This is a genomic window from Rhodococcus sp. YL-1, assembly GCF_001942025.1.
Lineage (GTDB): Bacteria > Actinomycetota > Actinomycetes > Mycobacteriales > Mycobacteriaceae > Rhodococcus_F > Rhodococcus_F qingshengii.
This window is the reverse complement of sequence record NZ_CP017299.1, coordinates 98,089-122,074: the sequence shown is the minus strand read 5'-3', so window position 1 is coordinate 122,074 and position 23,986 is coordinate 98,089. Positions and strand designations below refer to the sequence as shown.

At 61.8% G+C, this 23,986-nt stretch carries 24 protein-coding genes and 1 pseudogene; 12 read left to right on the top strand and 13 right to left on the bottom strand.

All coding sequences use genetic code 11. The annotated features are described in order from the left end of the window. The first annotated feature begins 44 nt into the window (after positions 1-44). A complete protein-coding gene (locus tag BH682_RS00595; RefSeq protein WP_075831735.1) occupies positions 45-1,283 on the top strand; it encodes an HNH endonuclease signature motif containing protein in 1,239 nt (412 codons plus the stop codon). A gap of 74 nt (positions 1,284-1,357) precedes the next feature. After that, on the top strand, positions 1,358-2,173 hold the full coding sequence (locus BH682_RS00590; RefSeq protein ID WP_075831733.1) for a siderophore-interacting protein: 816 nt from the start codon (positions 1,358-1,360) through the stop codon (positions 2,171-2,173). A gap of 9 nt (positions 2,174-2,182) precedes the next feature. Here the strand turns inward: BH682_RS00590 and BH682_RS36595 are convergent, their stop codons facing one another. After that, complete coding sequence (locus BH682_RS36595) at positions 2,183-2,587, bottom strand: hypothetical protein (RefSeq protein WP_223304633.1); 405 nt, start codon at positions 2,585-2,587, stop codon at positions 2,183-2,185. 115 nt (positions 2,588-2,702) lie between these two features. Between BH682_RS36595 and BH682_RS00575 the strand changes: the two genes are divergently transcribed. Next, on the top strand, positions 2,703-3,659 hold the full coding sequence (locus tag BH682_RS00575; protein WP_054827482.1) for a proline dehydrogenase family protein: 957 nt from the start codon (positions 2,703-2,705) through the stop codon (positions 3,657-3,659). A 61-nt stretch (positions 3,660-3,720) separates the two neighbouring features. On the opposite strand, the gene BH682_RS00570 is transcribed toward BH682_RS00575, so the two are convergent. From BH682_RS00570 to BH682_RS00560, 3 genes are all read right to left on the bottom strand, one after another. Next, the gene (locus BH682_RS00570) at positions 3,721-4,164 is read right to left on the bottom strand and encodes an SRPBCC family protein (protein WP_003943564.1); all 444 of its coding nucleotides are present in this window, start codon (positions 4,162-4,164) and stop codon (positions 3,721-3,723) included. Between the two features lie 3 nt (positions 4,165-4,167). Beyond that, positions 4,168-5,721 (bottom strand): succinic semialdehyde dehydrogenase, encoded by a 1,554-nt coding sequence (locus BH682_RS00565; RefSeq protein ID WP_003943578.1) that lies wholly within the window; start codon positions 5,719-5,721, stop codon positions 4,168-4,170. Between the two features lie 78 nt (positions 5,722-5,799). After that, entirely contained in the window at positions 5,800-7,116 is a 1,317-nt protein-coding gene (locus BH682_RS00560; protein WP_030536659.1) for an MFS transporter, read from the bottom strand. Positions 7,117-7,187: 71 nt separating this feature from the next. Between BH682_RS00560 and BH682_RS00555 the strand changes: the two genes are divergently transcribed. Then, a complete protein-coding gene (locus BH682_RS00555; RefSeq protein WP_007735863.1) occupies positions 7,188-8,159 on the top strand; it encodes a GlxA family transcriptional regulator in 972 nt (323 codons plus the stop codon). Between the two features lie 30 nt (positions 8,160-8,189). Continuing rightward, positions 8,190-8,567, top strand: coding sequence for a DUF5313 family protein (locus BH682_RS00550; RefSeq protein ID WP_003943558.1), 378 nt, complete (start codon positions 8,190-8,192; stop codon positions 8,565-8,567). A 7-nt stretch (positions 8,568-8,574) separates the two neighbouring features. Here the strand turns inward: BH682_RS00550 and BH682_RS00545 are convergent, their stop codons facing one another. Beyond that, positions 8,575-10,302: an oleate hydratase gene (locus BH682_RS00545; RefSeq protein WP_075831731.1), complete on the bottom strand. Its 1,728-nt coding sequence runs from the start codon at positions 10,300-10,302 to the stop codon at positions 8,575-8,577. A 46-nt stretch (positions 10,303-10,348) separates the two neighbouring features. Next, complete coding sequence (locus BH682_RS00540) at positions 10,349-11,227, bottom strand: TetR family transcriptional regulator (protein ID WP_223304632.1); 879 nt, start codon at positions 11,225-11,227, stop codon at positions 10,349-10,351. 163 nt (positions 11,228-11,390) lie between these two features. On the opposite strand from BH682_RS00540, the gene BH682_RS00535 reads away from it, so the two are divergent. The 3 genes from BH682_RS00535 to BH682_RS00525 all read left to right on the top strand — a co-directional run bounded on the left by BH682_RS00535 (position 11,391) and on the right by BH682_RS00525 (position 15,817). Further along, the gene (locus tag BH682_RS00535; RefSeq protein ID WP_007735859.1) at positions 11,391-12,344 is read left to right on the top strand and encodes a cyclase family protein; all 954 of its coding nucleotides are present in this window, start codon (positions 11,391-11,393) and stop codon (positions 12,342-12,344) included. Next, positions 12,341-13,990, top strand: coding sequence for a class I adenylate-forming enzyme family protein (locus BH682_RS00530; RefSeq protein WP_075831729.1), 1,650 nt, complete (start codon positions 12,341-12,343; stop codon positions 13,988-13,990). The genes BH682_RS00535 and BH682_RS00530 overlap by 4 nt, the downstream gene beginning before the upstream one ends. Before the next feature lie 378 nt (positions 13,991-14,368). Further along, positions 14,369-15,817, top strand: a complete 1,449-nt coding sequence (locus BH682_RS00525) for a histidine-type phosphatase (RefSeq protein WP_003943593.1) — start codon at positions 14,369-14,371, stop codon at positions 15,815-15,817. Here the strand turns inward: BH682_RS00525 and BH682_RS00520 are convergent. Together BH682_RS00520 and BH682_RS00515 are read right to left on the bottom strand one after the other, a co-directional pair. Beyond that, positions 15,763-16,146: a helix-turn-helix domain-containing protein gene (locus tag BH682_RS00520; protein WP_143542578.1), complete on the bottom strand. Its 384-nt coding sequence runs from the start codon at positions 16,144-16,146 to the stop codon at positions 15,763-15,765. The genes BH682_RS00525 and BH682_RS00520 overlap by 55 nt on opposite strands. A 152-nt stretch (positions 16,147-16,298) precedes the next feature. Further along, positions 16,299-16,757, bottom strand: coding sequence for a hypothetical protein (locus tag BH682_RS00515; protein WP_003943607.1), 459 nt, complete (start codon positions 16,755-16,757; stop codon positions 16,299-16,301). Positions 16,758-16,928: 171 nt separating this feature from the next. Between BH682_RS00515 and BH682_RS00510 the strand changes: the two genes are divergently transcribed. Further along, positions 16,929-17,825, top strand: a complete 897-nt coding sequence (locus tag BH682_RS00510; protein WP_064113857.1) for an oxygenase MpaB family protein — start codon at positions 16,929-16,931, stop codon at positions 17,823-17,825. A gap of 62 nt (positions 17,826-17,887) precedes the next feature. Here BH682_RS00510 and BH682_RS00505 read toward each other — a convergent pair whose 3' ends face one another. Continuing rightward, entirely contained in the window at positions 17,888-18,346 is a 459-nt protein-coding gene (locus BH682_RS00505; protein ID WP_063315305.1) for a GNAT family N-acetyltransferase, read from the bottom strand. Positions 18,347-18,494: 148 nt separating this feature from the next. On the opposite strand from BH682_RS00505, the gene BH682_RS00500 reads away from it, so the two are divergent. Beyond that, complete coding sequence (locus BH682_RS00500; protein WP_064113858.1) at positions 18,495-19,070, top strand: hypothetical protein; 576 nt, start codon at positions 18,495-18,497, stop codon at positions 19,068-19,070. 10 nt (positions 19,071-19,080) lie between these two features. Here the strand turns inward: BH682_RS00500 and BH682_RS00495 are convergent, their stop codons facing one another. The 3 genes and pseudogenes from BH682_RS00495 to BH682_RS00485 all read right to left on the bottom strand — a co-directional run bounded on the left by BH682_RS00495 (position 19,081) and on the right by BH682_RS00485 (position 22,446). Then, positions 19,081-20,025, bottom strand: coding sequence for a tyrosine-protein phosphatase (locus tag BH682_RS00495; RefSeq protein WP_050794040.1), 945 nt, complete (start codon positions 20,023-20,025; stop codon positions 19,081-19,083). Positions 20,026-20,076: 51 nt separating this feature from the next. Next, the gene (locus BH682_RS00490) at positions 20,077-21,240 is read right to left on the bottom strand and encodes a hypothetical protein (protein WP_003943541.1); all 1,164 of its coding nucleotides are present in this window, start codon (positions 21,238-21,240) and stop codon (positions 20,077-20,079) included. Further along, a pseudogene (locus BH682_RS00485) lies at positions 21,237-22,446 on the bottom strand (phosphotransferase family protein). Before BH682_RS00485 ends, BH682_RS00490 begins: the two are co-directional and overlap by 4 nt. Before the next feature lie 124 nt (positions 22,447-22,570). Between BH682_RS00485 and BH682_RS00480 the strand changes: the two are divergent. Both BH682_RS00480 and rraA read left to right on the top strand, forming a co-directional pair. After that, positions 22,571-23,194 (top strand): TetR/AcrR family transcriptional regulator, encoded by a 624-nt coding sequence (locus BH682_RS00480; RefSeq protein WP_042453334.1) that lies wholly within the window; start codon positions 22,571-22,573, stop codon positions 23,192-23,194. Positions 23,195-23,224: 30 nt separating this feature from the next. After that, positions 23,225-23,701 (top strand): ribonuclease E activity regulator RraA, encoded by a 477-nt coding sequence (rraA, locus tag BH682_RS00475; protein ID WP_003943552.1) that lies wholly within the window; start codon positions 23,225-23,227, stop codon positions 23,699-23,701. Positions 23,702-23,716: 15 nt separating this feature from the next. Here rraA and BH682_RS00470 read toward each other — a convergent pair whose 3' ends face one another. Continuing rightward, on the bottom strand, positions 23,717-23,944 hold the full coding sequence (locus BH682_RS00470) for an RNA-binding S4 domain-containing protein (protein WP_003943569.1): 228 nt from the start codon (positions 23,942-23,944) through the stop codon (positions 23,717-23,719). Between the last annotated feature and the right edge of the window lie 42 nt (positions 23,945-23,986).

The following is a 23,986-nucleotide window of genomic DNA, read 5'->3' as shown; positions in this document are numbered from 1 at the left end:
GCGATTCTCTTGTGTTCGAAACTTTGTTCGATTAAACTTTGAGCATGGACAGTCGGGGAGCGTGGCAGCTGGATGGTGAGGGCCTCAAGAGTGAGGTTCTGGATCTGGTGCGTGTCCGGCACGAGTTGCAGTCGCGGATGGTGTTGCTGATCGTGGAGATGTTTTCCCGTGAGGTTCTCGGTGGGAAGGGTTTTCGGGCGATCGCGCTGTGGTTGCATGGTTCGACGAATTTGGAGATCGGTGAGTGCAGTCTGTTGGTCGGGTTGGCGCGGTTGTTGATGCTCGAACCTGTTGTCGCGGATGCGTTTCATCGTGGTGACGTGGATGCGTTGAAGGCGCGGCAGGTGGCGTCGTTTTGTCAGCATCCGCCGAAGAACATGACCGTGGCGGATGTGGACAAGGCTCGCGGGATCCTGCTTGGCCTGGCGTCGAAGAACATTGCCGATTGTGATGCGGTGCGGGCGGCGATCCGGCGGATCGAGAAGCAGTACGGCAAGCGTGAGGACGGGGTTCCGGTCGGCGAGGATTCCGAACGTAACGAGTTCTATGCCTCGAAAGGGTTGTACGGGCGCGTGTCGGTGAAGGGTGACCTGGATGCTGTGAACGGGGCGCGTCTGATCACGTTGCTGTCGAGCCTGTCTGCGCCGACGCCGGAGAAGGACGGCGTCAAGGACGCCCGCACGCCGGCGCTACGGCGCGCGGACGGGTTCTGCGAATTGTTGCGGCGGTACGAGCGGGCGGGGTTGGGTCCGATCGAAGGCGGAGTGAAACCGCACATCACCGTTACCGCCAGCGCAAAAGACATGACAGACCTCAAGGCGTTGAAAGACCTCTTGCCGTCCACCGAGGAACTGGGTTTCGCGTGGGCGGATTGGGTGGGCCCGATCAGTATCGATACTGCCCGGATGCTGGCGTGCGACTGCACCGTCACCCGGATCCTCCTGGACGAGAACGGTGTTCCGCTCGACTGCGGCAAAGAAGCAAGGACCGCGACGGTACCCCAGCGGCGGGCGTTGGCGGTTCGTGATGGCGGGTGTGCGTTTCCGGGGTGCGGGACACCGTCGGGGTGGTGCGATGCTCACCATATTGTTCACTGGAACGATGGTGGCCCAACGGATCTCGACAATCTGATTCTGTTGTGCGGTCATCATCACCGGACGCTGCATCACACGGAGTGGCGGGTGGAGATCGGTCCGGATCGGAAATCGGTGTTCTATCCACCGATGTCGATCGACCCGTATCAACAGCCGATCGGCGGGAACAGCCCACCGACAGCGGCGTGAACCGACATAACTGATGTCCGTCTTGCGACAGCATCTGTCTCCACTTCGACACGCAGGACCAATAGGGTCGAGGCATGTCTTTCTGCGAACCCGCCCGCGTTGTCACCGTCACGTCCCTGACCCCGCACATGCGGCGAATCAGCATCGAGGCAGAAGGCAACTGGCACTGGCCGACCGGCGGACAAGGCGACGAGCGCATCGACATCGCGTTCCCGAAACCCGGTGAAACAGAAGCAGATTACGACTACTTCAACAATCCCGACTACGGCAAGGCCGATCTCGGAACCGAGCCACCGTGGCGGCACTACACCGTGCGCAAGGTGCACGACGGCGGCCGACGTCTGGACATCGACTTCGTCGTGCACCCTGGCGGTATTGCAGCGGATTGGGCCCTGCGGGCCGAACCAGGTCACCTACTAGGCGTCTTCTGGTCGGACAGTTCGCGGTCCCACTACCAAGCACCGGCGGGTCCTCGCTGGCAGCTGCTGGTCGCAGACGCCACGGGTCTCCCCGGACTGGGCAGGATTGTCGAAGAACTTCGTGAAGGCGATGTCGCACAGGCGATCATCGAGGTCGAAACCGAAGAGGATCGACAGGAATTTGTCACTCGCGCCGACGTCACGTACACGTGGCTCGTGGGGAGTGGCCTCGGAAAGGCGCCGAGCGCACTGTTCGAGGCTGTGGAGAAGGTCGAGTTTCCCGAATCCGAATCGGCCGACATCTACGCGTGGGTGGCGTGCGAAAGCGCAACCAGCCGTCGTATTCGTAAGCATCTGAGGGAAGTTCGAGGAATAGCTCGCGACAAGCACAATGTTGTCGGGTACTGGCGAGAGGGCGCCGACGGCCACGTTTCCGGCATGAACAGCGAGGAAGTCACCGTCGGCGCCTGAGCGCCGTGATCACTCTGCCGGCAGCGTGTCGGTAGATTCTGTGTGAGCCTGCTGCGCGTCAGCCGGCTTTTCCGCCAGCATCTCGAACAGTGCTCGGCGTGCCTCGGCGAGAATTGCCTCGGCCTTGGCTACCTGCTCAGCGGTCCCACCTGCGGCTACCGCGACAGCGGCACCTCGGAGTAGGCCCATCGCGGGACGGAGCGCTGCGCCGGCTTCACCGAAACCCGGCCGACCGTGTCCGCGCTGGTCAAGTCGACCGCGCCGGCCTTCGGGGCGTCCTTCTGCTCGGTCTTCGAAGCGACCCTCGGGTCGCTCGCCCTCGAATCCTCGACGGAAACCGTGTCCACGATGCGGGCCTCGGCGGCCATGCTCGCGACGTTCTTGCATTTCTGGGTTGTTGTGTGGGGCGTACATGTTGTCCTCCTGGACTGCCTGTGTTTGTTTGACGTATCGACGATATATCGACAATAGATCGAACGCAAGGGTTCGTAGAATAATTCCCGCACCCTCGTCCGGATACGCTGAAGCCGTGAACACGGATCTACAAGCCCAGGCCGCGGACGTCCTACGCCGCCTCGCACTCGACGAATCCCTGAAAGAACGCACCATGGCGGACGCCGCGACGGCAGCACTCGCACGGAAAGTCGCCGCTCGCTACATCGGCGGCGAAACCATCGACGACGCTTTCGACCGACTCCCCTCGATCTTCGCGCGAGGACACAAGGCGAGCATCGAATACACCGGGGAAAGCGTCCGGGATCCCGAACTCGCGAACGCCGAAACCGATGTGTTCGTGGAATTGGCGGAACGGATCGGAACGTCGGGCGTAGACAGCACCGTGTCGTTCGACCTCTCGCACATCGGCTTGGTCATCGATCCGGAGCAGTGCTTTCGCAATGTCGTGCGCCTGGCCGAGACCACGGAACGCGCAGGTGCCGAGCTGATCATCTCCGCCGAAGCGTCCGACCGCACCGACCTGGTCCTCGACATGCACGCGCGACTGGCCGAGCGCTTCACTCACGTGGGGATCACCGTTCAGGCCCGACTGCACCGCACGGCAAAGGATCTCGCCGCTCTGCTGGACCGACCCGGCCGCATCCGTCTCGTGAAGGGCGCCTTCCTCGAAGCCGAGTCCGTCGCCTACCCACGCGGTAGTGCCGAACTGCGCAGCGCGTATCTCGACTACGCAGCCCGAATCGTCGACTCGGGTCACCAGGTCTCCATCGCGACACATGACCGCGACATCCTCGAAGCACTACGCGCCGAACATGATTCGAAGCTCAGAGGCGAGCACGTCGAGTTCGAGATGCTGCTCGGCCTCGGCACCGAGCAACTGGACGCACTCCGAGGAGCGGGCTTCACCACACGCGAATACGTCATCTTCGGAACACAGTGGTGGCTGTACGTACTCAATCGCATCGCCGAAGAACCGGAGCGTGTCTACACCGCGCTCATCGACGCTGCGCTCATCAGCACTGCAAACTAGATCTCCAACAACAGAAGTGGGACCGCACTCGAATCGAGTGCAGCCCCACTTGTGTCAGTTTCTAGCTCTCCAGAAACGCCTTGATGCGCGCCAGGGTGGTTTCCATTCCGGTCTGCATCAGCTGATCTCGACCCCGACCGAGTAGGCCGCTACCCGACATCATGCGCACGTAAAGCGCAGGCGTCGCATAGATCTCACGAGTCTCGGTAAGCACAGTGCCCGTTCCCGAAGGCTCGAGCACAAAGGTCCACCGCGCTTTCGGCTCGTCCGATTCGAAGGAGAACCTCCGGCAGTCGACCACGTCGACCACCGTGCAGTGCGTGCTCCACCGAATCAGACCATGCTTGTTGGTGCCCTTGAACTTTGCACCCACAGTGCCCGGAGTTCCGGAAGTCCATGTTCCACCGGTGTTTTCAGGACTGAAGCGACCCATACCTTCGATGTCGCTGACAACCTTCCACACCGATACCGGCGTTGCCTCGATGTACGCGCTGGCGGTTTCCACCCGTTACCGGCCCGGAACCCAGGACATGATCTTGATGGCGTGAGGCATGAGCTTTGCCCACACCTTGGCCGGAAGTCCGCGCGGTCCACCGAGATTCATGACGCGAGTGGTGGCAACGGTCTGCGGTTCGGTGTACTTGATCAGCCCCTCGGCGCCGTGACGACGACCGACGCCCGAGACACCCATACCGCCCATCGGTGCTGCGGTGCTGCCCCAGGTGGGTGCGTAACCCTCGTCGACGTTGACGGTGCCGGCGTGGATGCGCGCTGCGATGGCTTCGCCGGCAGCCTTGCTTCCCGCCCACACACTGGCGTTGAGGCCGTACTCGGTGTCGTTGGCCGCAGCGATGGCCTCTTCGACGTCCTTGACGGGGTAGATCGAGACGAGCGGCCCGAAGGTCTCGTCGCGGTAGCACTCGGCGTCTTCGGGAACCCCGGTGAGCAGGGTGGGCTCGTAGAACAGCGGTCCGATGTCCGGCCGAGCCTTGCCACCGGCAATGACGGTGGCGCCCTTGACCACTGCGTCGTCGACATGAGCGGAGATTGCCTTGACCTGCGCCTCGGAGACGAGGCTGCCCATCTCGATTCCGAATTCGTATCCGGCGGCGAGGTTCATCTTCTTGACGCGGTCACCGAACATGCGGATGAACTCGGGTGCGATGGACTCTTCGACGTAGATGCGCTCGATGGAGATGCACAGCTGACCGGAGTTGGAGAAGCACGCACGCACAGCGGCGTCGGTGACCTCGCGCAGGTCTGCGCCGGCGGCAACGATCATCGGGTTCTTGCCACCGAGTTCGGCGGAGAAGCCGATCAGTCGACGGCCGGCCTGCTCGGCGAGGAGCTGACCGGTCGCGGTGGAACCGGTGAACATGAGGTAATCGGTGTTCTCGACCAGGGCGGTGCCGACGACGGAGCCCGGCCCGGGAACCACGGCGAAGAGGTCGCGAGGCAGACCCGCCTTGTAGAGCAGTTCGACGCAGGCGAGCGCGCAGTACGGTGTCTGGCTGTCCGGCTTGAGGACAACGGCGTTACCGGCGAGCAGCGCGGCGATGGCGTCGGACACGGCCAGCGTCATCGGGTAGTTCCACGGCGAGATGACGCCGACTACGCCCTTGGGCTGGTAGCGGACGACGGTCTTCGTCAGACCCGGGAGCATGCCGGAGACGCGACGCGGGCGCAGCAGCTTCGGCGCCACACGTGCGTAGTGACGCGACGTCATCGAGATGTCGAGGACTTCTTCCTGAGCTGCGGTACGCGACTTTCCGGTCTCGGCCTGAGCCATGTCCATGAGGGCGTCGCGGTTCTCGAGGATGAGATCGCGGTAGCGGTGGAAGACGGCAGCGCGGTCGAGGACGGAGCGCTTGGCCCATTCCTTCTGGGCGACGCGGGCACGGGCGATGGCCGCAAGTGCGTCGTCGGCGGTGCCAACGGGGATGGTCGCCAGCTCCTTGCCGGTGAACACCTCGGTGATGGACTTCGTCGGGCGATCGGCAACATTGTCGATGGCGATCAGATCGGCGAGCCGCGAGAAGGTCGCAGCGGACGGAGCAGGCATTTCAGGACCCCTACTGGTGAGTAGTTCTTGGAGTTACACACAACTTACCCCGTCGGTGGTACCGATCACAGTGCCGAATCAGACAGAGTCAACCAATACTGCCTCTTTCGGACGTTTTGCGATCAACAACGACATGACTGCGGCGATCGCGCAGAGCGCGCCGGCCACCAAGAAGGCAGCGTCGTACGAGCCGATCTGATCACGAACGAGACCGGCCAAGAAGGCCACCAGACCCGCACCGATCTGGTGCGATGCCAGCACCCAACCGAACACGATGGGGGCGTCGGCGCCGAAGTGTTGACGGCACAGCGCGACGGTCGGGGGAACCGTCGCCACCCAGTCGAGCCCGTAGAAGATGACAAACGCGATCATCGGTGGATTCACAGTGTTCGCGAGCAGCAGCGGCAGGAAGAGCAGCGAGATTCCGCGGAACAGGTAATAGATGCCGAGAAGTTTTCGCGAGTCCATCCGGTCGGTGAACCAACCCGAAGCAATGGTGCCGACCATGTCGAGGATTCCGATCAACGCCAACAGGGACGCGGCAGTCGTGATCGGCATTCCGTGGTCGTGCGACGCCGGGACGAAGTGCGTGCCGATCAGGCCGTTGGTGCTCGCGCCGCAGATCGCGAAGGTACCGGCGAGAAGCCAGAACACCTTGGTCTTCGACGCCATCACCAACACCGAGATCGCCCGGCCTCCGGCACCGCCGCGCTGGTAGACAGGCTTGGCTGGTGGGGCGTAATCGGCGGGCGCGCCGTACGGCGTCGTACCCACGTCTGACGGATAGTTACGCAGGAACAGCAGAACGAACGGCACAACGGCCAGTGCGGCAAACGAAACTGTGAAGGCGACGCTCTTCCAGTCGTACGTTTCGGCGATCTTCGCCAGGACCGGAAGGAACACCAGCTGACCGGCAGCACCACCGGCCGTCAGGATGCCGGTCACGAGACCACGCTTCTCGACGAACCAGCGATCGACGACGGTGGCGACAAACGCCAGCGCCATCGAACCGGTACCGAGACCGACGAAGACACCCCACAGCAGAATGAGCTGCCAACTCGAGGTCATGAAGATCGTGAGACCACTGCCGAGCGAGATGAGCGCCAACGCCGAGGTGACGACCGCCCGGATACCGAACCTCTCCATCAAGGCAGCAGCGAACGGCGAGGTCAACCCGTACAGAATCAGGTTGACCGAGACGGCCGCCGAGATGCTGGCGCGCGACCACCCGAAATCCTCGTGCAGCGGATCGATCAGCACCGATGGGGCAGCGCGGAAGCTCGCCGCACCGACCAACGCCAGGAATGCCACGATCGCGACGGACCAGGCGCGGTGAAAGCGCGGCGGGCTCACCTGCTGTTGGCCTGATTCGGGGAGAGCGGTCTCAGAAGTCACAGAGAGAATTCTGCAGTTCGGATTCGATGGAGAACAGTGGCCAGATTGCCAATATATGAAAGAATCAAGCCATGTCTGGTCCGCATCGCGTCGTCGTACTGGCTCTGAATGGAGTCATCCCCTTCGAACTCGGCATCCCGGCGCGCATCTTCGGACGTGCCCTCGACGTCGAGGATCGGCCGCTGTACGAGATCCTGACGTGCACCGTCGACGGCAATCCCGTGCAGACCGACGCAGACTTCAGCATCTCGGTCGACCACGGGAGCGAGTTGCTCGCCACCGCCGACACCGTCGTCATCCCCGCGTCGTACGAGTTGGGTCCGGCCTACGAAGACGGCTACCTCTCCCCCGAGTTGGCCGCAGCTTTCCAACACATCCGGCCGGGCACTCGGCTGGTCTCGATCTGCACCGGGTCGTACATCCTCGCCGCGGCGGGTTTGCTCGACGGACTCCGCGCCACGACGCACTGGCGCAACACCGACCATTTCCAGCGTGTCTATCCCAAGGTGAACGTGGATCCGGACGTGCTGTTCGTCGACGAAGGCCACATCCTGACCTCGGCCGGGGTGGCGTCGGGAGTCGACCTCTGCCTGCATATCGTCAGGCGTGACCACGGCATGGAAGTGGCGAACACCGTCGCGAGGCGTTGCGTCGTACCGCCGTGGCGCGACGGTGGCCAAGCTCAGTACATCCGACGCCCCCTGGCCGACAAGCCTTCGGAATCGACTGCCGACGCTCGGCACTGGGCCCTCGAACATCTCGACGACCCGATCACCCTGGCGGACCTGGCGACGCGCGCCAACATGAGCGTCCGCACGTTCAGCCGTCGATTCCGCGACGAAGTCGGAACCACACCGAACCGCTGGTTGACCAGCAGACGCGTCGATCGGGCGCGGGAACTACTGGAGGAATCCGATCTGTCGATCGATGCGATTGCTGCTCGAACCGGCTTCGGGACTGCGACATCCATGCGTCAACACATGAACGAGGCCCTCGGCGTTTCACCGAGCGCCTACCGACGCACGTTCAAGGCACCGGTGTAAGCGGCAGTACCAGGCACTATCCTGGATGCCATGGCCGAACAGACTCGCCCGAACTTTCCTCAGTACTGCGGATACCTCCTGGGGAAGACGCTCCCCGACCGGTATCAGGACTGGGTACGGAACGATCTCGTCGGCCCGGGCGCCCAGGCCCGCTACATCATCCGCTTCACCGTGCCGGCGACGCTGATCCTTCTGCTGTTCCTCTTGATCCCGGGACCGATCTGGATTCCCTTGGCCATGATGGCCTTGTTGCTCATCCCGCTCGCGTACTTCGTCGTGGCGCTCGGGACCATCTACCGCCGTCACCGCCTGCTGAGCCACGGACTCGATCCCGAACTGCTCGACGAGAAGGCCCAGCGCCGTGCCGATCGCACTCGCGAGGACTACGAGAAGCGGCACGGTCGCTGAGCACCCCTCAGCGGAACATCGTCACTGCGGCCTTGGCGAGGACCTTCGGATCCTTCTCGTAGTGATGCATCTTGGTGAGCTTGTCTTCTGGAATCCCCAGGAACTTGTAGACGGCTACCTGAGCGCAGCGCACCGAGTACTGCTCGGTGAACACCATGTCGAACGGCATCTCCGCGAACTGACTGATGAACGCCAGGTTCTTGGAGTGCTTCGGCACCACCAGCGGCCGGTCGCCGACGGCGCGCCGATTGAACAGCGCACTGGCGTAAGGCATATGGCTGGGAATCGAATTCACGACGCTGTCCATAATCTCTTGTCGACGCGCGGCGAGCGCACCGCTCTCGTCGAGCGCCTCGAGGTGTCCGAGCGTCTCTTCCAGCATTTCCTGGCCGGTCATCTCGATGAACGGCTTCTTCACGTAGTCGCCGTCCTTGCGCGGGAACAGACAGTAACCCCAGAAGACTCCTTCGTTCTCCTTCTGCGCGTGATAGTGCGGCTGATGGTGAACCACGATCGAGAGAAGCACGTTCGAGTCCACGAATGTGTTGAGCGCATTTCCGGGAAGCTGCTTGGTGATTCGGGAAATCTCGTTGATGAGCTCGTGTGACGAAGTGGTGACGGTGAAGCTGGTCCACTCACTCTGCGCCCGGTCCCCGAAGAACTTGTCGGGATTCCCGAGATCGTAGAAATGCTCGGTGGCCTGCTTCCACAGCAGCGCACTCGGTGCGTATCTCATGTCTTCGACGATCGGGGTATCCAGATCGCCGATCGAAGAACTGTCGGTGATGCTGCCGTTGGTGTCGAAGACGAAATCGCCCTCCGCCACGTCGATTCGGCCCTTCTCACCGGTGCGGACGTTTTCGTAATCGAGTCCCGTCACGATGATCTCGTCTCGTAGCGGGGTGTCCTTGAACACGAACTCCGTGATCTTCAGTTCGTTGACGAACTTCACGCCCTTGCCTTCGAGGAAGGCCCGCATCGGCAAAATGATGCTCTCGTACTGGTTGTACGGGGATCTGGTGACACCGGCAAGAGTTTGAATGCGACTGAACTCGAGAATCATTCGGTTCATGTACCGGCGCAGCTCCATCGCCGAACTCACCCGCTTGAAAGCAAATGTGGTCTCCCACATGTACCAGAAGTTGGTGGTGAAGAAGTGCGGAGTGTCCTCGAACCACTGCTCGATACTGATGTCGTCGAGTTTTGCCTCGTCCGACTCCGGCATCGTCATCAGCTTCGTCAACAAGTACCGATCCTTGTTGTCGAATTGCATGTGCTTGTAGTCGTTTTCACCCTTGTTGCGAATACCGTCGCGATCGATCAATCGTGCGACGTCGTGCGTCGGATGTGCGTGGTCGAAATCGAGAATGTCATCCGTCACCGATTTTCCCGGGTTGTCCAGCGACGGAACCACACTCAGCACGTCCCAGAGGTTCTCATAGGTCTCCTCGTTGAGCATGCGACCGCCACGATTGATGAAGCCCGCGTCGTTGCCCAGCTCGCGATGACCGTACTGGTGCTGGAAGGTAGCGGCAGATTCGCCGTCGTTCGCTCCATGCATGTCCAGCCCCATGATGGTGATGTCCTCACCGCTCCACTCACCGTCTCGAATCAAATAGACGGCAGCCGAGAGGTTTCCGATGCCGGCACCGATCATGTAGGCCTTGTGAGACAGCTTGGAAGACATTGGGTTTCGTTCCTTACTCGAGTCGCGGTACGGATACCTTCCAAGCATGGACCCCTTTGCCCGCTGGCGCATCACCCGAACCGGATGACGTCCGTCACGGTCGCTGAAGGCGCACCAGATCCAGTGCAAAACGCGCGTAGTCGCGTGCAATTTCCTCGGGCGTTTGTGGTCCGCTCGGCCGATACCATTGCGCGACAGAGACACACATCACGACAATCGCACGCGCGGCCTGTCTCGGCCGATCCGTCTCGAACACACCGGCGGCGATTCCGTCGTCCACCTGCTTCGTCATCAACCATTGCTGGTAGTTGCGTGATTCCGTGATGCGCAACCTGTTCTCGGCTGTGAGACTGCGCATTTCGCTGGCGCCGAGGAATCCTTGATCACGCCGATAGATATGGAACAAGGTCACACATTCGACGAGGAAAGCCAGCCTTTCGGAGGGACTTTCGCCCTCGTCGATAGCCGCCAACGATCTCGTGTTCAGTTCAGCCATGGTGAGGTCGAGAATTTCGGCCAACATCTGTTGCTTGCTGGAATAGTGGTGATACAGACCCGGAACACTCATCTGCGCACGTTTGGCGATCTCACGCATCGCAGCGCCGTGATATCCGGTCTTCACCATCTCCGCGAGCGCTGCAGCCAACACCGGATCGAACGAACTCGGACCGAACCTTCGCCACTCGTTCGGGCGAAAATGTGCGTCCGGGTCGGCGTCGTCGCCTCCCCATCGCGGCTGTTCCGGCGGACGCACTATCGCAGCCGGGAGCAGAGCGTCGAAACGCACTCCGAGAATCCCGCCGATTGCCGCCAACCGGTCGACGCTGACTCTGGTCTTTCCGGTCTCGACAGCGCTGAGGGTAGCCGGGCTGACATCGAGACGCCTGGCCAATTCACGCAGCGAGAGCCCGCTGTGACGCCGCGCTTGCCGGATCGACGCTCCGATCAGGACGGCATTCTCGAATTCGGTCACAGTGTTCAGTATTCCCGAACATTGGATTTCCAACAATGCGATGACCACGGCAATCGGTGAACCTGTTGACTACTGATTATCGGCCTGAACATGATGTGGATCACAAAGACCCAGGTCCGCCCGAGCGATCGTTCGGTGTCGGTAGCGAGAGGATCGAATCACCATGACCGAGGCGCCATATCTTGGAGAACTCCTGCGCGACGCACCCAGCAACTGGGGCAAGTGGGGAGAGTCCGACGAGGTCGGTTCACTGAACTACCTCGACGCCGGACAGGTGCTTCGTGGCGTCGGAACCATCAAGCAGGGTTCCGTGTTCACACTCCAACGTCTTATCGGCGATCCCAAGGGTGATCCGGTCTGGCCGGGCCGGAGCCCCGCCGAGCGCACACAGATCTTCGACGAGAGCAGCTGGGACGGCGACGACGCACCCAACTTCCCCGGCGGCCTGCATTACGCGGACGACAAGATCGACGCGTTCCTGCAGGGTTCGACGCAGTACGACGCGCTCGGACACGTCTGGTACGACGGCGCCCTGTGGAACGGATACTCCGCTGACACGACAGTCGGCGGCCTCGAGAAGGCCAGCGTCGAACCGATTGCCGACCGCGGCGTCGTCGGACGCGCAGTACTTCTCGACATGGCAAAGTTCCGCGGCAAGGAAAACCTCGACAAGGCCGAAACATTCACGCACCATGATCTTTTGGCCTGTGCCGAAGCGCAGGGCGTCACCATCGAGAAGCGTGACATCCTCGTCATCCGCACCAACTTCCTCAAGCTGTTCTTCGACCAGGGCGAAGCCTTCTACGAGGGCTTCTGCGAGCCCGGCCTGATCTACAGCCCCGAACTCGTCCAGTGGTTCCAGGACATGGAGATCCCCAACCTTGTCACTGACACCATTGCCAACGAGGTCACCACCGACCCCGAAAACGGTGTGGCACTGGTTCTCCACAACGCATTGATGCGCAACCTCGGAGTGGTGTTCACCGAGATCTGCGATCTGGAGAAGTTGGCCGCGGACTGCGCGGCCGACGGCCAGTACACGTTCCTGTACGTCGCCGCACCACTCAAGGTTGCCAAGGCCAGCGGCTCTCCCGTGAATCCGGTTGCCATCAAATGACATACGAAGATCGCCCTTGGTTGGCGTTGTACCGCAACGACGTTCCCCCCGACATCGACGTCGAACACCCCACGATGCTCGAAATGTTGGCAGCGGCGGTCCGCTCTGATCCGGACGCCACGGCTGTGAAGTACTTCGACGGTCAACTCAGTTTCGCCGAACTGGATCAGCAGAGTGACGCCCTGGCCCGAGCACTCCGAGCCGGTGGACTGGTGAAGGGTGACCGCGTCGCTCTGTTCCTCCAGAACGTTCCGCAGTTCGTGCTTGCGCTCGCCGGAATCTGGAAAGCCGGCGGCGTCGCAGTCTCGATCAATCCCATGAGCCGTGAACGAGAACTGGGATACCAACTCGAAGATTCCGGAGCAGCGGTTCTGATCGCTCTCGAGGGGCTCTACGAGTCCGTCGGCCGCAATGTCGTCTCCGACTCGCCGGTCAGGCGAGTTATCACCACCTCGGAACTCGAGTACCAAAGTCGCAACGATCCGAGGATTTTCGACGGAATCGTCAAGAAGGATCTCGGTACCGACGATCTCGCGACGCTGATCGACGAACATCGTCTCGGCGATCCGATCACCACTGACGCTGCACCGGAAGACATTGCGGTACTGACGTATACGTCGGGAACCACAGGTCCGCCGAAGGGAGCGATGACCTCTCACGCGAACATGACCTTCAACGCCCAGGTCTACCGTAACTGGCTGGGGCTCACCCCTAAAGACACGGTTCTCGGAGTTGCACCGCTCTTCCACATCACGGGGTTGATCGGTCACATCGCGGTGTCCGTCCTGGCGAGAATGCCGCTGGTGCTGGCCTATCGCTTCCACCCCGAGGTGATGCTCGACGCGATTCGTGAGCACCAACCGACATTCACAGTCGGCGCCATCACTGCTTTTACGGCACTGCTCAACACTCCGGGTTGCGCGCCGGAAGACTTCACCTCCATACGGTTGCTCTACTCCGGCGGCGCACCCATCTCGCCGACTGCCGCCGAGGCCGTCCGCGCCATGACCGGTGCTGCGCTGCACAACATCTACGGGCTGACCGAGACCACGTCGCCGACCCATGCCGTTCCCGTTGGTGCGGATACGCCGGTCGACCCCACATCCGGAGCACTGTCTGTCGGCGTTCCCGTACCCAACACCGTGGTCCGCATCGAAGACGAGGGCGGTGCGATCCTGCCGATCGGAGAGATCGGCGAACTGGTCGTCCGAGGTCCACAGGTGGTGCGCGGTTACTGGAACAAGCCGGAGGAGAGTGCGTCGGCCATTCGCGACGGGTGGTTCCACACCGGCGACGTGGGGTTCATGGACGAAGCCGGCTGGTTCTACGTCGTCGACCGTAAGAAGGACATGATCATCGCGTCCGGCTACAAGGTGTGGCCACGCGAGGTCGAGGACGTTCTTGCCGAGCACCCCGCAGTCCGTGAGGCGGCAGTCGTCGGGATCGCCGACGAATACCGCGGTGAGACGGTGAAGGCGTTTGTCAGCCTCGTCGCGGGGGCGTCCGTCACCCCGGAAGATCTGATCGATCACTGCAAGCAGCGGATGGCGGCGTACAAGTACCCACGCTCCGTGGTGCTGGTGGAGGAACTGCCCAAGACCGTCACCGGCAAGATACTGCGACGGGAACTGCGCACGATCTCTTGATCGCGGGGCAGCGGGCGGACTTCGCGGTCCGCCTGCTGTCTGATCGCGCACAGTTTCCGGTCGACCGCGCCATTGGGGTAATGGAACAGTAATATGTGCTGAGTACCCACGGACAAACGGGAGACATCAGTGAGCAAGTTCGGACGTAAGAAGCAGCCCACGCCCAAGAGCTACCAGTGGCTGGCCATGACCCTCATCGCTTTGTCGCTCTCCGTGTCGATCGGGATTGCCGCCAAACCCTCCTGAGCTCTGCGAATCCGAAACTTGTAACCCCGCGTCCATCTGCACATGGGCAAATAGGTGCAATTCGGACGCTTAGCTGTTCTAACTTTCCTTCCGTCGTGTCACCTCGGCACCGACGGAGAGGATCAACTCACCATGCGAAGCTCACGCTTCGGCGTGCTGGCCGCTGCCGGCGCTGTCGGACTAGTGCTTGTCACCAGCAGCGTCCAGTCCATCGCCACGGCGTCACCGTTCGGTTCGCTCGACGCCGGTTCGAGCTCCGGTTCGACAGAGATACCAACCGTCAGCGACGGCGGCTTCACGTCCAAGACGCCCTACACTCCCGGCCAGCGCATCGCCGACTATCAGGCGCCGCCGACGGGATACTCCCCCGTGTACACGGAAAGTGTTGCGCGCCATGGTTCCAGAGCACTGTCGAGCCTGAAGTACGACGACCTGAGCCTGCAGCTGTGGGAAATCGCCGAAGCCGAGAACGCATTGACTCCCGTCGGCAAGGAATTCGGCCCGGCCCTCCGTGATCTCATGGCCGCCAACAAGAAGCTGGGGTACGGCAACCTCAGCGGACGCGGGATCACCGAACACAGACAGCTCGGCGCGCGGGTCACCGAACGCCTCCCCCAACTGTTCGACGCCATCGCAGCGCAACAGGGCACCATCACCTTGACCTCGTCGGGTGTGGACCGTGCCGTGGACAGCGCCGAGAACTTCGCGCAAGGGCTGACCGGTGCGTTTCCAGCCGTCGCCGGCGATGTTGCACCGGTGACCACGGATGCCGATCTTCTCTACTTCCACGACTCGGATGCAAACGCCGACTACAAGGACTACGAAGAGTCCGATCCTCGACTGAAAGCCGTCGACGACCAGATCGCCGATCTTCCCCGCACCCGCGAGGTCTCGCGGCACATGATGCTCAGGCTCTACTCGGAGGACTTCGTGAACCGGCTGAGTGCGGGCGAGTTCTCACTCGTCGACCGTGGCAAGGGTTCCAGCACGATCGACAACGAAGTCGACGCCGCGTACATGCTGTACAACACGTACATCATCACTCCGGGCATGGCCGAAGAAGGCAAGTGGAATTTCGAGCGGTTCATCGAACCTGCTGACGCGCAGTGGCTCGCATACACGAACGATGCCGAGGACTTCTACGCCAAGGGCCCGGGCTTCACCGGTGAGGACGTCACCTACCGGATGGCAACCGTCCTGCGCGACGAGTTCCTGCGCGGCCTGCAGAAACACACCGGCGACGACGCCGTCCCGGGAGCGGATTTCCGGTTTGCACACGCAGAAACGATCATCCCCTTCGCGGCACTCTTGAAACTGCCGGGAAGCACCGTCTCGCAGGCGGAGGGCGACCTCTACACCTATGCGAACAACCCCTGGCGCGGATCGCAGGTCAGCCCGATGGCCGCCAACGTGCAGTGGGACGTGTACGCCGGACCGGAGGGTAAGCGTCTGGTCCGAATGCTCTACAACGAGCGCGAGACGGCCTTTGCTGCCCCGTGCGCTCCGGTGAGCGCCGGGAGTTTCTTCTACACGCCGGACGAACTGGCCCGCTGCCTGCCGGAGATTTCACCGGCAGCCTGAGACCCGGCTGCTCGGGATCCAGCCAGCGGTCGACGAGGGCGCGCCCATACCTGGTGCAATGCCAGCATGCGCGCCTTCTCGTCGTCTTCCATCAACAAGGCGTCGCAGATCCTCACGATGACCGGAGCCGAAACACCAACGGACGTACCCTGTTCCAGCCGCTGATAGTGATTGAAACTGATGTCGGCAATCTGCGCGACGTCGCGCCGACTGAGGCCGTGCATTCGGCGAGCACCCTCGCAGCGCATGCCGACCTTTTCGGGCGCAAGACTGTTTCGTTTTTCGACGAGCATCTGGCTCATCAACTGACGCGCGCTCGACCCGTTCACGTCGCCACCTTTTCCATCCCTGAAATATGCTTTCACCTAACATGTTTCAGAATATGGGATGGGACGGACCCGGCGGTATCTCCGAGATGACAGATAATCACGCGATACCGCCAACCCTGTGCCCGTTCAGGCTGTGACGATCAGGCTCAAGATCAGGCTATGAACCTGCCGATCGTCGGATTCGACTGGCAGATGGGGCTACTGCCCCAGTTGATCGAACCGAACGCCGTCGCAACGACATTGCCGACGCCGGTGTTCACCGTCGCGGACAGGTACGGATAGGTACCGACCAGGTCGACGATTCCGGACTTGCCCGTGTCGGTGTTGACCCAAGCAACAGTCACCTGACCCGCCGCCGGGATGGGTGCAGCGGCCGGGAACGAATCGAAGCGAATATCACCCTTGGCGATGGGCGGATTGGACTCTGGTCCGGACTGGCCGGTGAGCCCGGTCAACGAGGCCAGTGACCCCTGATTCGGGCACCCGATAGTGACGGCGGCGCCGCCGAAAGGGTGGGGCGGATCAGCCGAGGCGACTCCGGCGAACATGACGCTCGCGGCAATCGGTAGTCCGATGGCCGCAAAAACCCCGGCCGTGCGTGTGACGCTCATAGCTGCTCCTCGGGTCGACAACACTTTCCGGATACCCCTGGTACAACGCCCGAAACGAAGGAAAGACGACTATTCACACCCCCTAGACAACGCGTGTTGTCAGAACTACAGTCGGTGGTGCAGCTCACACCTATCTCTGCCGCGCGCAGACCAGTCCCAGGGAGTGTTCAGATGAAGCGCTACGACCTCCGCAGTCGCACGGATCAACTCGATCCCGAAACCGATTACGAAGAGATGTCGCGCATTCTCGCGGCGCAAGAGTTTCCCTGGGACATCAATCAGGCGCTCAGCTTCGCACTGTTCCGCACATACGCTGTCCCCTCGATCGGCAAGCTCCTCTTCTCCACAGGCGAGTTCACCGACAAGGTTCAGAAGCGCTACGACGACACCAGCCTGATCCTCGACGCCATCCTCGAGCACGGCCTCAGCAGCACCGAAGGCCGCAAGAGCGTGCGTCGAATGAATCAGATGCACGGCTCGTACGACATCTCCAACGACGACATGCTCTATGTCCTGGCCACCTTCGTCGTCACGCCGGTCAGATGGCTCGACGAGTACGGCTGGCGGAAGATGACCGACAACGAGATCGTCGGGTCGACGAATTATTACCGCCACCTGGGTCGGTACATGAACATCAAAGACACTCCGGACACCTACGAGGGCTTCGTCAAACTTCTCGACGACTATGAGCGCGAACACTTTTCATTCGATCCCGGCGCCCGAGCCGTCGCTGATTCCACCCTCGACCTGATGTGCACCTTCCCGCCCAACAACCTGGCACCGAAGGCTCTGGTCAAGGGATTCGCCTTCGCGCTCATGGACGATCACCTACTCGACGCCTTCCACTACAAGCACCCGAGCACTGCGATGCGCGTCGTCTCGCGCGGTGCGCTGAAGGTCCGCGCGCGCCTGCTGCGGTTCTTCCCGGTACGCACGAAGCGGAAATTCGCCCGCGAGCTGCCCAACATCCGCAGCTACCCGAGCGGTTACAAGGTCGAAGACCTCGGCACCTTCCCCACGGGATGCCCGGTCAAGCACCTGCAGGCAGACCAGCAGGCCCAAGCGTAAGCAGGTTCCCATCGTGGAGTGGTGGAACTCCTGGCACCCGGGCTGATTCGCGTTTCTCATGCCTAGATGAGGGAGGAGTCGCGACCAGTACGACGAAGGGTGATCAATTCATGGTTCGTCTCGGCGTCGTGTCGACGCCCCTCTTCTTCGAACTCCATCAGCGCATAGAACCTGCGGGCGCGATCGTTGAGCGTGTAGACCTCCAGTGTCACCTCGCCGTGCATGGTTGTGGCGTGTTCGACCAACGCCCGCCCGACGCCCAACCCTTGTGACGCCGGCGCGACGAACAGTCCCCCGATTTCGGAGCCGATCATTCCCAACAGTCCAACGACAGCGGAGTTGTGCTCAGCGACCCAATTGTCGGCCTGAATCAGATAGACCTCTCGCATCTTCTGCTCGCGTTCGCCCGTCCCCTCACCCGCAAGGAACGGATGGGCTTCACGGGCAGCGCGCGACCACAGGTCGACGACCACGTCCTCATCCGAGGGCTGGTAGCGGCGAATGATCAGATCCTGGTTCACAATCCGACCATACCCTCAGACATTAGAGGACTGGCTGGCGCCGAAAATGTTCAATTCGCGGATCTACGCACGACGACCCCGACGTATATCAGTGGACGATTCCGTTCGTTGCCGCTCCGCAGTTACTGCGGTGTGCAAGGGTTGTCCGATGACTGACGGTGATCCGACAACTGAGCGTGGAGGTCCGGCATCCTGGTGGAAGGTGACAGCGATTGTCACCGCAGTGCTTGTCACTCTCACATGCGGCGTCATCGTGTGGTCCTTCATGCCGCCGGTTGTGTACTTTCCGTTCTTTGCGCTCGCAGCCTCAGTACTGCTCGGTTTGGGCGGAGTGTGGTTGATACTCAGCCTGATTGGCTGGATGAAGTACAAAACTCTGCGTTTGAGCACGATCGCGCCGGTGATCGTGCTCGTCACCGGTGCGCTCGTGACCTTGTCCGTCCCTTCGCATGTTGCGTTTGCATTGTCGAAAGATTCGCTCGAAGCAGTGGCCGCGGATTGCCAGAAGTCGTTGGAAAACCGAACAATTGGCGTCTACCGGGTCCTGCAGGTCTGGCCCGTCGGCAACGGGTGCCGCTTCCACATCGAGGGTGGTCTAATCGATTCGATCGGATTGGCGTACTTACCTGACGGCGCACCATATCTCGGCAAGCCCCGCCGCGACGGCGAGATCGGATACCAGGAGTTCGACGGCGACTGGTACTCGTTCGTTCAAGCGTTTTAGCAGCGAGAAACTAGCCGACCAGCTTGGCCTTCAGAAGCGCGATCGTGTCCGCAGTGAGTCCGAGACCTTCGGTGAGATAACCGTCGACGGTTCCGTAATCGCTGGCTACCTGCGCGAGTCCAGCTTCCAGGTACGAAGCGTCGACACCGAGGGCCGGCTCGAGATTGGTCGCCACCTGCGGGCTCAGGGCCTGAGAGATCTGCGCAAGGATCTTCTCGTTGGTCGCCTGAAGGTAGGTGTTGCTCAACAGATAGTCGTCCATGATCGTCTGGGCGGGGACACCGGCGATGGACTGCAGCAACATCGCGGTCCAACCCGTGCGGTCCTTGCCTGAGGTGCAATGGAACAACTGCACCCCGTCACTCGCAGCGATGTCCGAGAGGACCTGCTTGAAGCCGGCACGGCGAACGGGATCGGTGACAAAACTGCGGTTGGTGTCGACCAAGAACTGCTTGGCCTCCTCCGGCGACTTGATCGTCGTCGCGAGCTGGGTGAGATCCTTGAACTCGATGGGGATGTTCGTGTACGTCACACCGTCCGGGAGTTTGTCCGCGCCACCGATGAACGGGTTGGAGATCTCGGTTGCGCCGCGCAGGTCATAGGCGTCGGCAAGCCCGAGGCCGGTGAGTGTCGTCTTGTCTGCGTCGGTGGTAGCGGTCAGCGCATTGGACCGGTAGATGACGCCGCGCTTGAGGTGTGAGCCGTCGACGGTGGCGTATCCCCTACCGTCGTTGCCGGCAACGTCGCGAAAGTTGGCCACGGAGGCCAAATTCGGTGTCGGCGCGAGGACAGGATCGAGCGAGCCGAGATCGACCGCTCCAAGCGAGCCTGTGTTGAGAGAGCCCAGGTCGAGCGGGATTGCCGTGGCGGGAGCAGCAAACATCAGACCACCTGTAACAACTAATGCGGCGGCCTTTGCAGTGCGAGCGAACAACATTCGTGTGCGTGTGGACATGTGGCAGTGCCTCTCTCTGCAGTTTGGGATTTGTGGTGTGGTGATCTGGAGTTACGGAGCGACATCACCGATGCCGGTAAATCCGTATCGCTGGTGAGGTCCGATGACTGCTACCTCGAACAGGCCTGTCCCGGTGCGGGTTACGCCGTCCTCGACGAGGGTGAACCGAGCCAGGTTGTCGACCGGGCACAGCATCTTCTTCCACGATTCGATGTCCGAAACCTTTTCCCGCAGGCCTTGAACCACCAGTTCGCCCTGCCACATCCCGTGGCGCCAATCCTGCTCGAGTCCGTAGCCCGTGCCGACACCGATGTAGTTGGGCAGTATCGGTTCGCAGGTGATCTCCAGGATGTGGTCGGATTCGCCTGGTGCACCGGGGCGCCGGAAGTACAGAGTTCCGCTCTTCACCTCGCGAGTACCGGAAATGAACGTGAGCTGGTGGTCCGGTCGACCCAACCACTCCGGCTCGCGCGAGCGGTCCGCCCAGACGCGAGTCGCATCTTCGAGGATTCGGCGTCCCTGCTGATCTTCTTGAACGATCGTGACGATGGTGAAGTCGCCGAATTGCATGATCGAGTAAATCCAGAAGAAGTTCTGACTGCCGGCTATCGCCGGATCTGCCTTGCGTCCAGGCGGTTCCGCTTCGCCGACCGGTCGCACACCCCAGGACCGATCGCGATTACCCCGCCACGTCTCCGGGGTGACCGGGATGACGTCGCCGTCGACGGTCAGGGATCCGGACCATGTTCCGGTCTGCACGAATCGTTGCGTGTCGAAGGTGACTCGTTCGAGCTGGCGATGGAAATGTCTGGCCTCGAGATTGGCGGGGCCGTCGGACTCGAAGGTGAGGTCGAAGCTCAGGTCCGGCGCTTCGGGACTCGGGTCCAACACCACACGTAGGCGGTGCAGACCCTCGATGATTTCGATTCGCAGCGGGCCTACTGACAGGTCCATACGATCGTCACCCAAGGCTCGGGATGCCCGGAAGACAATATGGTCTTCGCCGCGCCGAAGAACCGCAAAGCCGTCGCATACACCAAGATTGGGGTACTGACCGAGACCGATGATGAGAAACAGTGGCTCGGTGTCGCCGTCGACGCCTGCATGGCAGTTGAAGTAGTAACGGTCGTAGAAGTTTCGATCCGAGGTGCCCACGTGGCGGATGGTCTCGGCGATCTGATGTACCGGGTAGTCGTCGAGCGGGGACAGTGTCATCGTGCATCTCCTGTTGTGAGCGGGGATGTTGCGAGCGACTCCCAGTAGGTGCCGTCGAGCATGGCTTCGAGTGTCTTGTGGTGCAAGATCATCTCGTCCGGGTTGTCGGGGAATTCGGCCTGACCGAAAGCCACTGCGCGGCTTTGGACTCGGAACATGATCACCGCATGCCGCAGCGCGGCGTACACGATGTAGAAATCTAGATCCGCAACTTGGTGGCCGGAAAGCGAGCCGTAGGCCTCTGCCACGTCCTCGCGACGAAGGAAGTCCGGCATTCCGGGGAGTCCTGCCATGGCAGCGAGATCCTCGAAGAACCTGTGCTGGAAGATCATCCAGCCGAGGTCCAGCTCACGCGGCCCCAGTGTGGCCATCTCCCAATCGAGGACCGCCGCCGGCTCGAAGTCGCGGTAGATGACATTTCCGATCCGCGAGTCACCCCAGCAGAGCACTGCGGAACCGGCATCGACGGGAAAGTTCGCTTCGATCCAGTCGAAACCGCGCTCGATCAAAGGAGATCCTGGTCCCGTCGGCTGTTGCCCACTCGTAGTAGCGTCGCTGGTCCTCGAGGTGCGCGCGAAGCGCTTCTGCCCCAGTCGGTTCGGCACCCTCGCGGCACAACTCGGGGAGTGCGAGGTGCGGATCGGCCATAGCGTGTAGCTCGGCGAGCACCCGGACCGATGACTGCTGGAGTCGAGAACAGTCGTCGGCCGAAGCTTCCGAGAGCCAGGATCCGAACGTGTACGGCATGACATCGGGCGGGATTTCGCCCTCGCGCCGTTCCATCACGAAGAACTCGCCGCCGAGCGCGTCCGGGTTGCTCTCGGACCAGTACACCCGCGGGATCGGCACCGACGTGTGAGCGGCGACGGCACTCATGACCCGAAACTGCTGGTCCAGGTTGTAAGACGGAAAGATCGGTACCGCACTGTCCCGCGGGGCGATACGGGCGACCAGGCGATGCACGCCTCGAATCCCGTCCTCGATCCACGTCGCATCGAAAAGCACAGTCTCGTTGGACATGCCGTTCGCGGCCGGCACCTCGACCGAAGTCACCGAAGGTTTCGAGCCTCGCCACAGCACGGTCGCGAGCCAGCCTTCGAGGCTGCGCCGCATCTCCGCCGGGTCGTTGCGGGATTCGCCGGGCCTGGCAAATTCGGCGTAGTCGGGATCTTCGCCGGAGGTTTCTGTTTCGGTTCGAAGGTTCATCACCACTCCTCGTGGTTCGGTGGCGCCGATGCGCACGTGCCGATTGTCGATACAATATGTATCGACTAAAGCCGTGACAGAATGTAACGGCCATCACAGCGATACCGCAAGGGATTTGCCCAAAATGTCCAAAGATTCCGAAACTCAGCACCGCCTGGGCCCGCAGCGAAACCCTGCAATCGACGACGCAGTACTGGACGCGACCAGGCAACTGTTGGAAGAAAAGGGGTACGCGGGCACGTCCATCGACGCCATAGCCACGCGTGCGGGAGTAGGACGTCCAGCCATCTACCGTCGGTGGCCGTCGAAGGCACACATCGTCAACGACGCGATCTATCCCGTACTCGACGTCGAACAGGGCGCGGACATCGACACCGAACTCGGCACCGAGGGCACGATCACGGATCAGATCCGCGCGCTGGTGCACGGCGCGGTTGCTCTGTTCGCAGCTCCCGCCACACGAGCCGCTGCTCCCGGATTGATGAGCGAAGTGCGAACAAACGCGGAATTACGCGACGTTCTCGTGGTGCGGCAACTGGCCGGAGTCCGCGTCGAGCTGAACCGTCGACTCGAGGCGGCGAGAGAGCGCGGCGACATCCGAAGCGGCGTCGACGCCGACGCTCTTCTCGACATCATGGCTGGCGCGGCCATCTTTGCGATGTCGGTTCGCGACGTCTCGGACCCGGGACCGTTTGCCGATTCTCTTGCCGACATAGTGCTGAACGGCATACTCCCCGACGACAACTAGGCCCGAGCCCCGCCGACTATCCTGTGGGGCATGACCGAGCCTGTAGCGACCGCTGACCTTGCCGACGAGATCGGACCCGACATCCGTAGCTGCGACACGCAGTTCACCCAGTTCGGTGGACGTGAAGTCTTTGCCGGCCCCATCACCACCATCAAGTGCTTCCAGGACAACCTGCTCGTGAAGCAGACCCTCAGTGAACCGGGCAACGGCGGAGTCCTCGTCGTCGACGGTGACGCGAGCATCCACACCGCCCTGGTCGGCGACATCATTGCCGGCCGCGGCGTCGACAACGGTTGGGCCGGTGTCATCGTCAACGGAGCCGTCCGCGACTCCGCGATCCTGCGCACCCTCGACATCGGCGTCAAGGCTTTGGGCACCAACCCGCGCAAGAGCACGCAAACCGGTTCGGGCGAGAAGAACGTGCCGATCGAAATCGGCGGAGTCACCTTCAACCCCGGCGAGATCGTCTACAGCGACCAGGACGGCGTCGTCGTTCGCGAAAGCTAGCCAGAAGTCGCGGGATCAGGCGGGGGCTTCCACTTTGGCGGCCATCCCGCCGATCTCGACGACATCGCCGTCACGAAGCTGACGGCCACGGCGATCCTCAACCTCACCGTTGACCGAAACCATGCCGTCGGCGATCACTTCCTTGGCCTCCGCGCCCGATTCGATGAGGTTCGCGAGCTTGAGAAACTGACCGAGCCGAATCATTTCGTCGCGGATGGGTACTGCTGGAATGTTGTCGGTCATGTCAATCATCTTCCTCCTCCCACAAAACTGGACACGACAGAC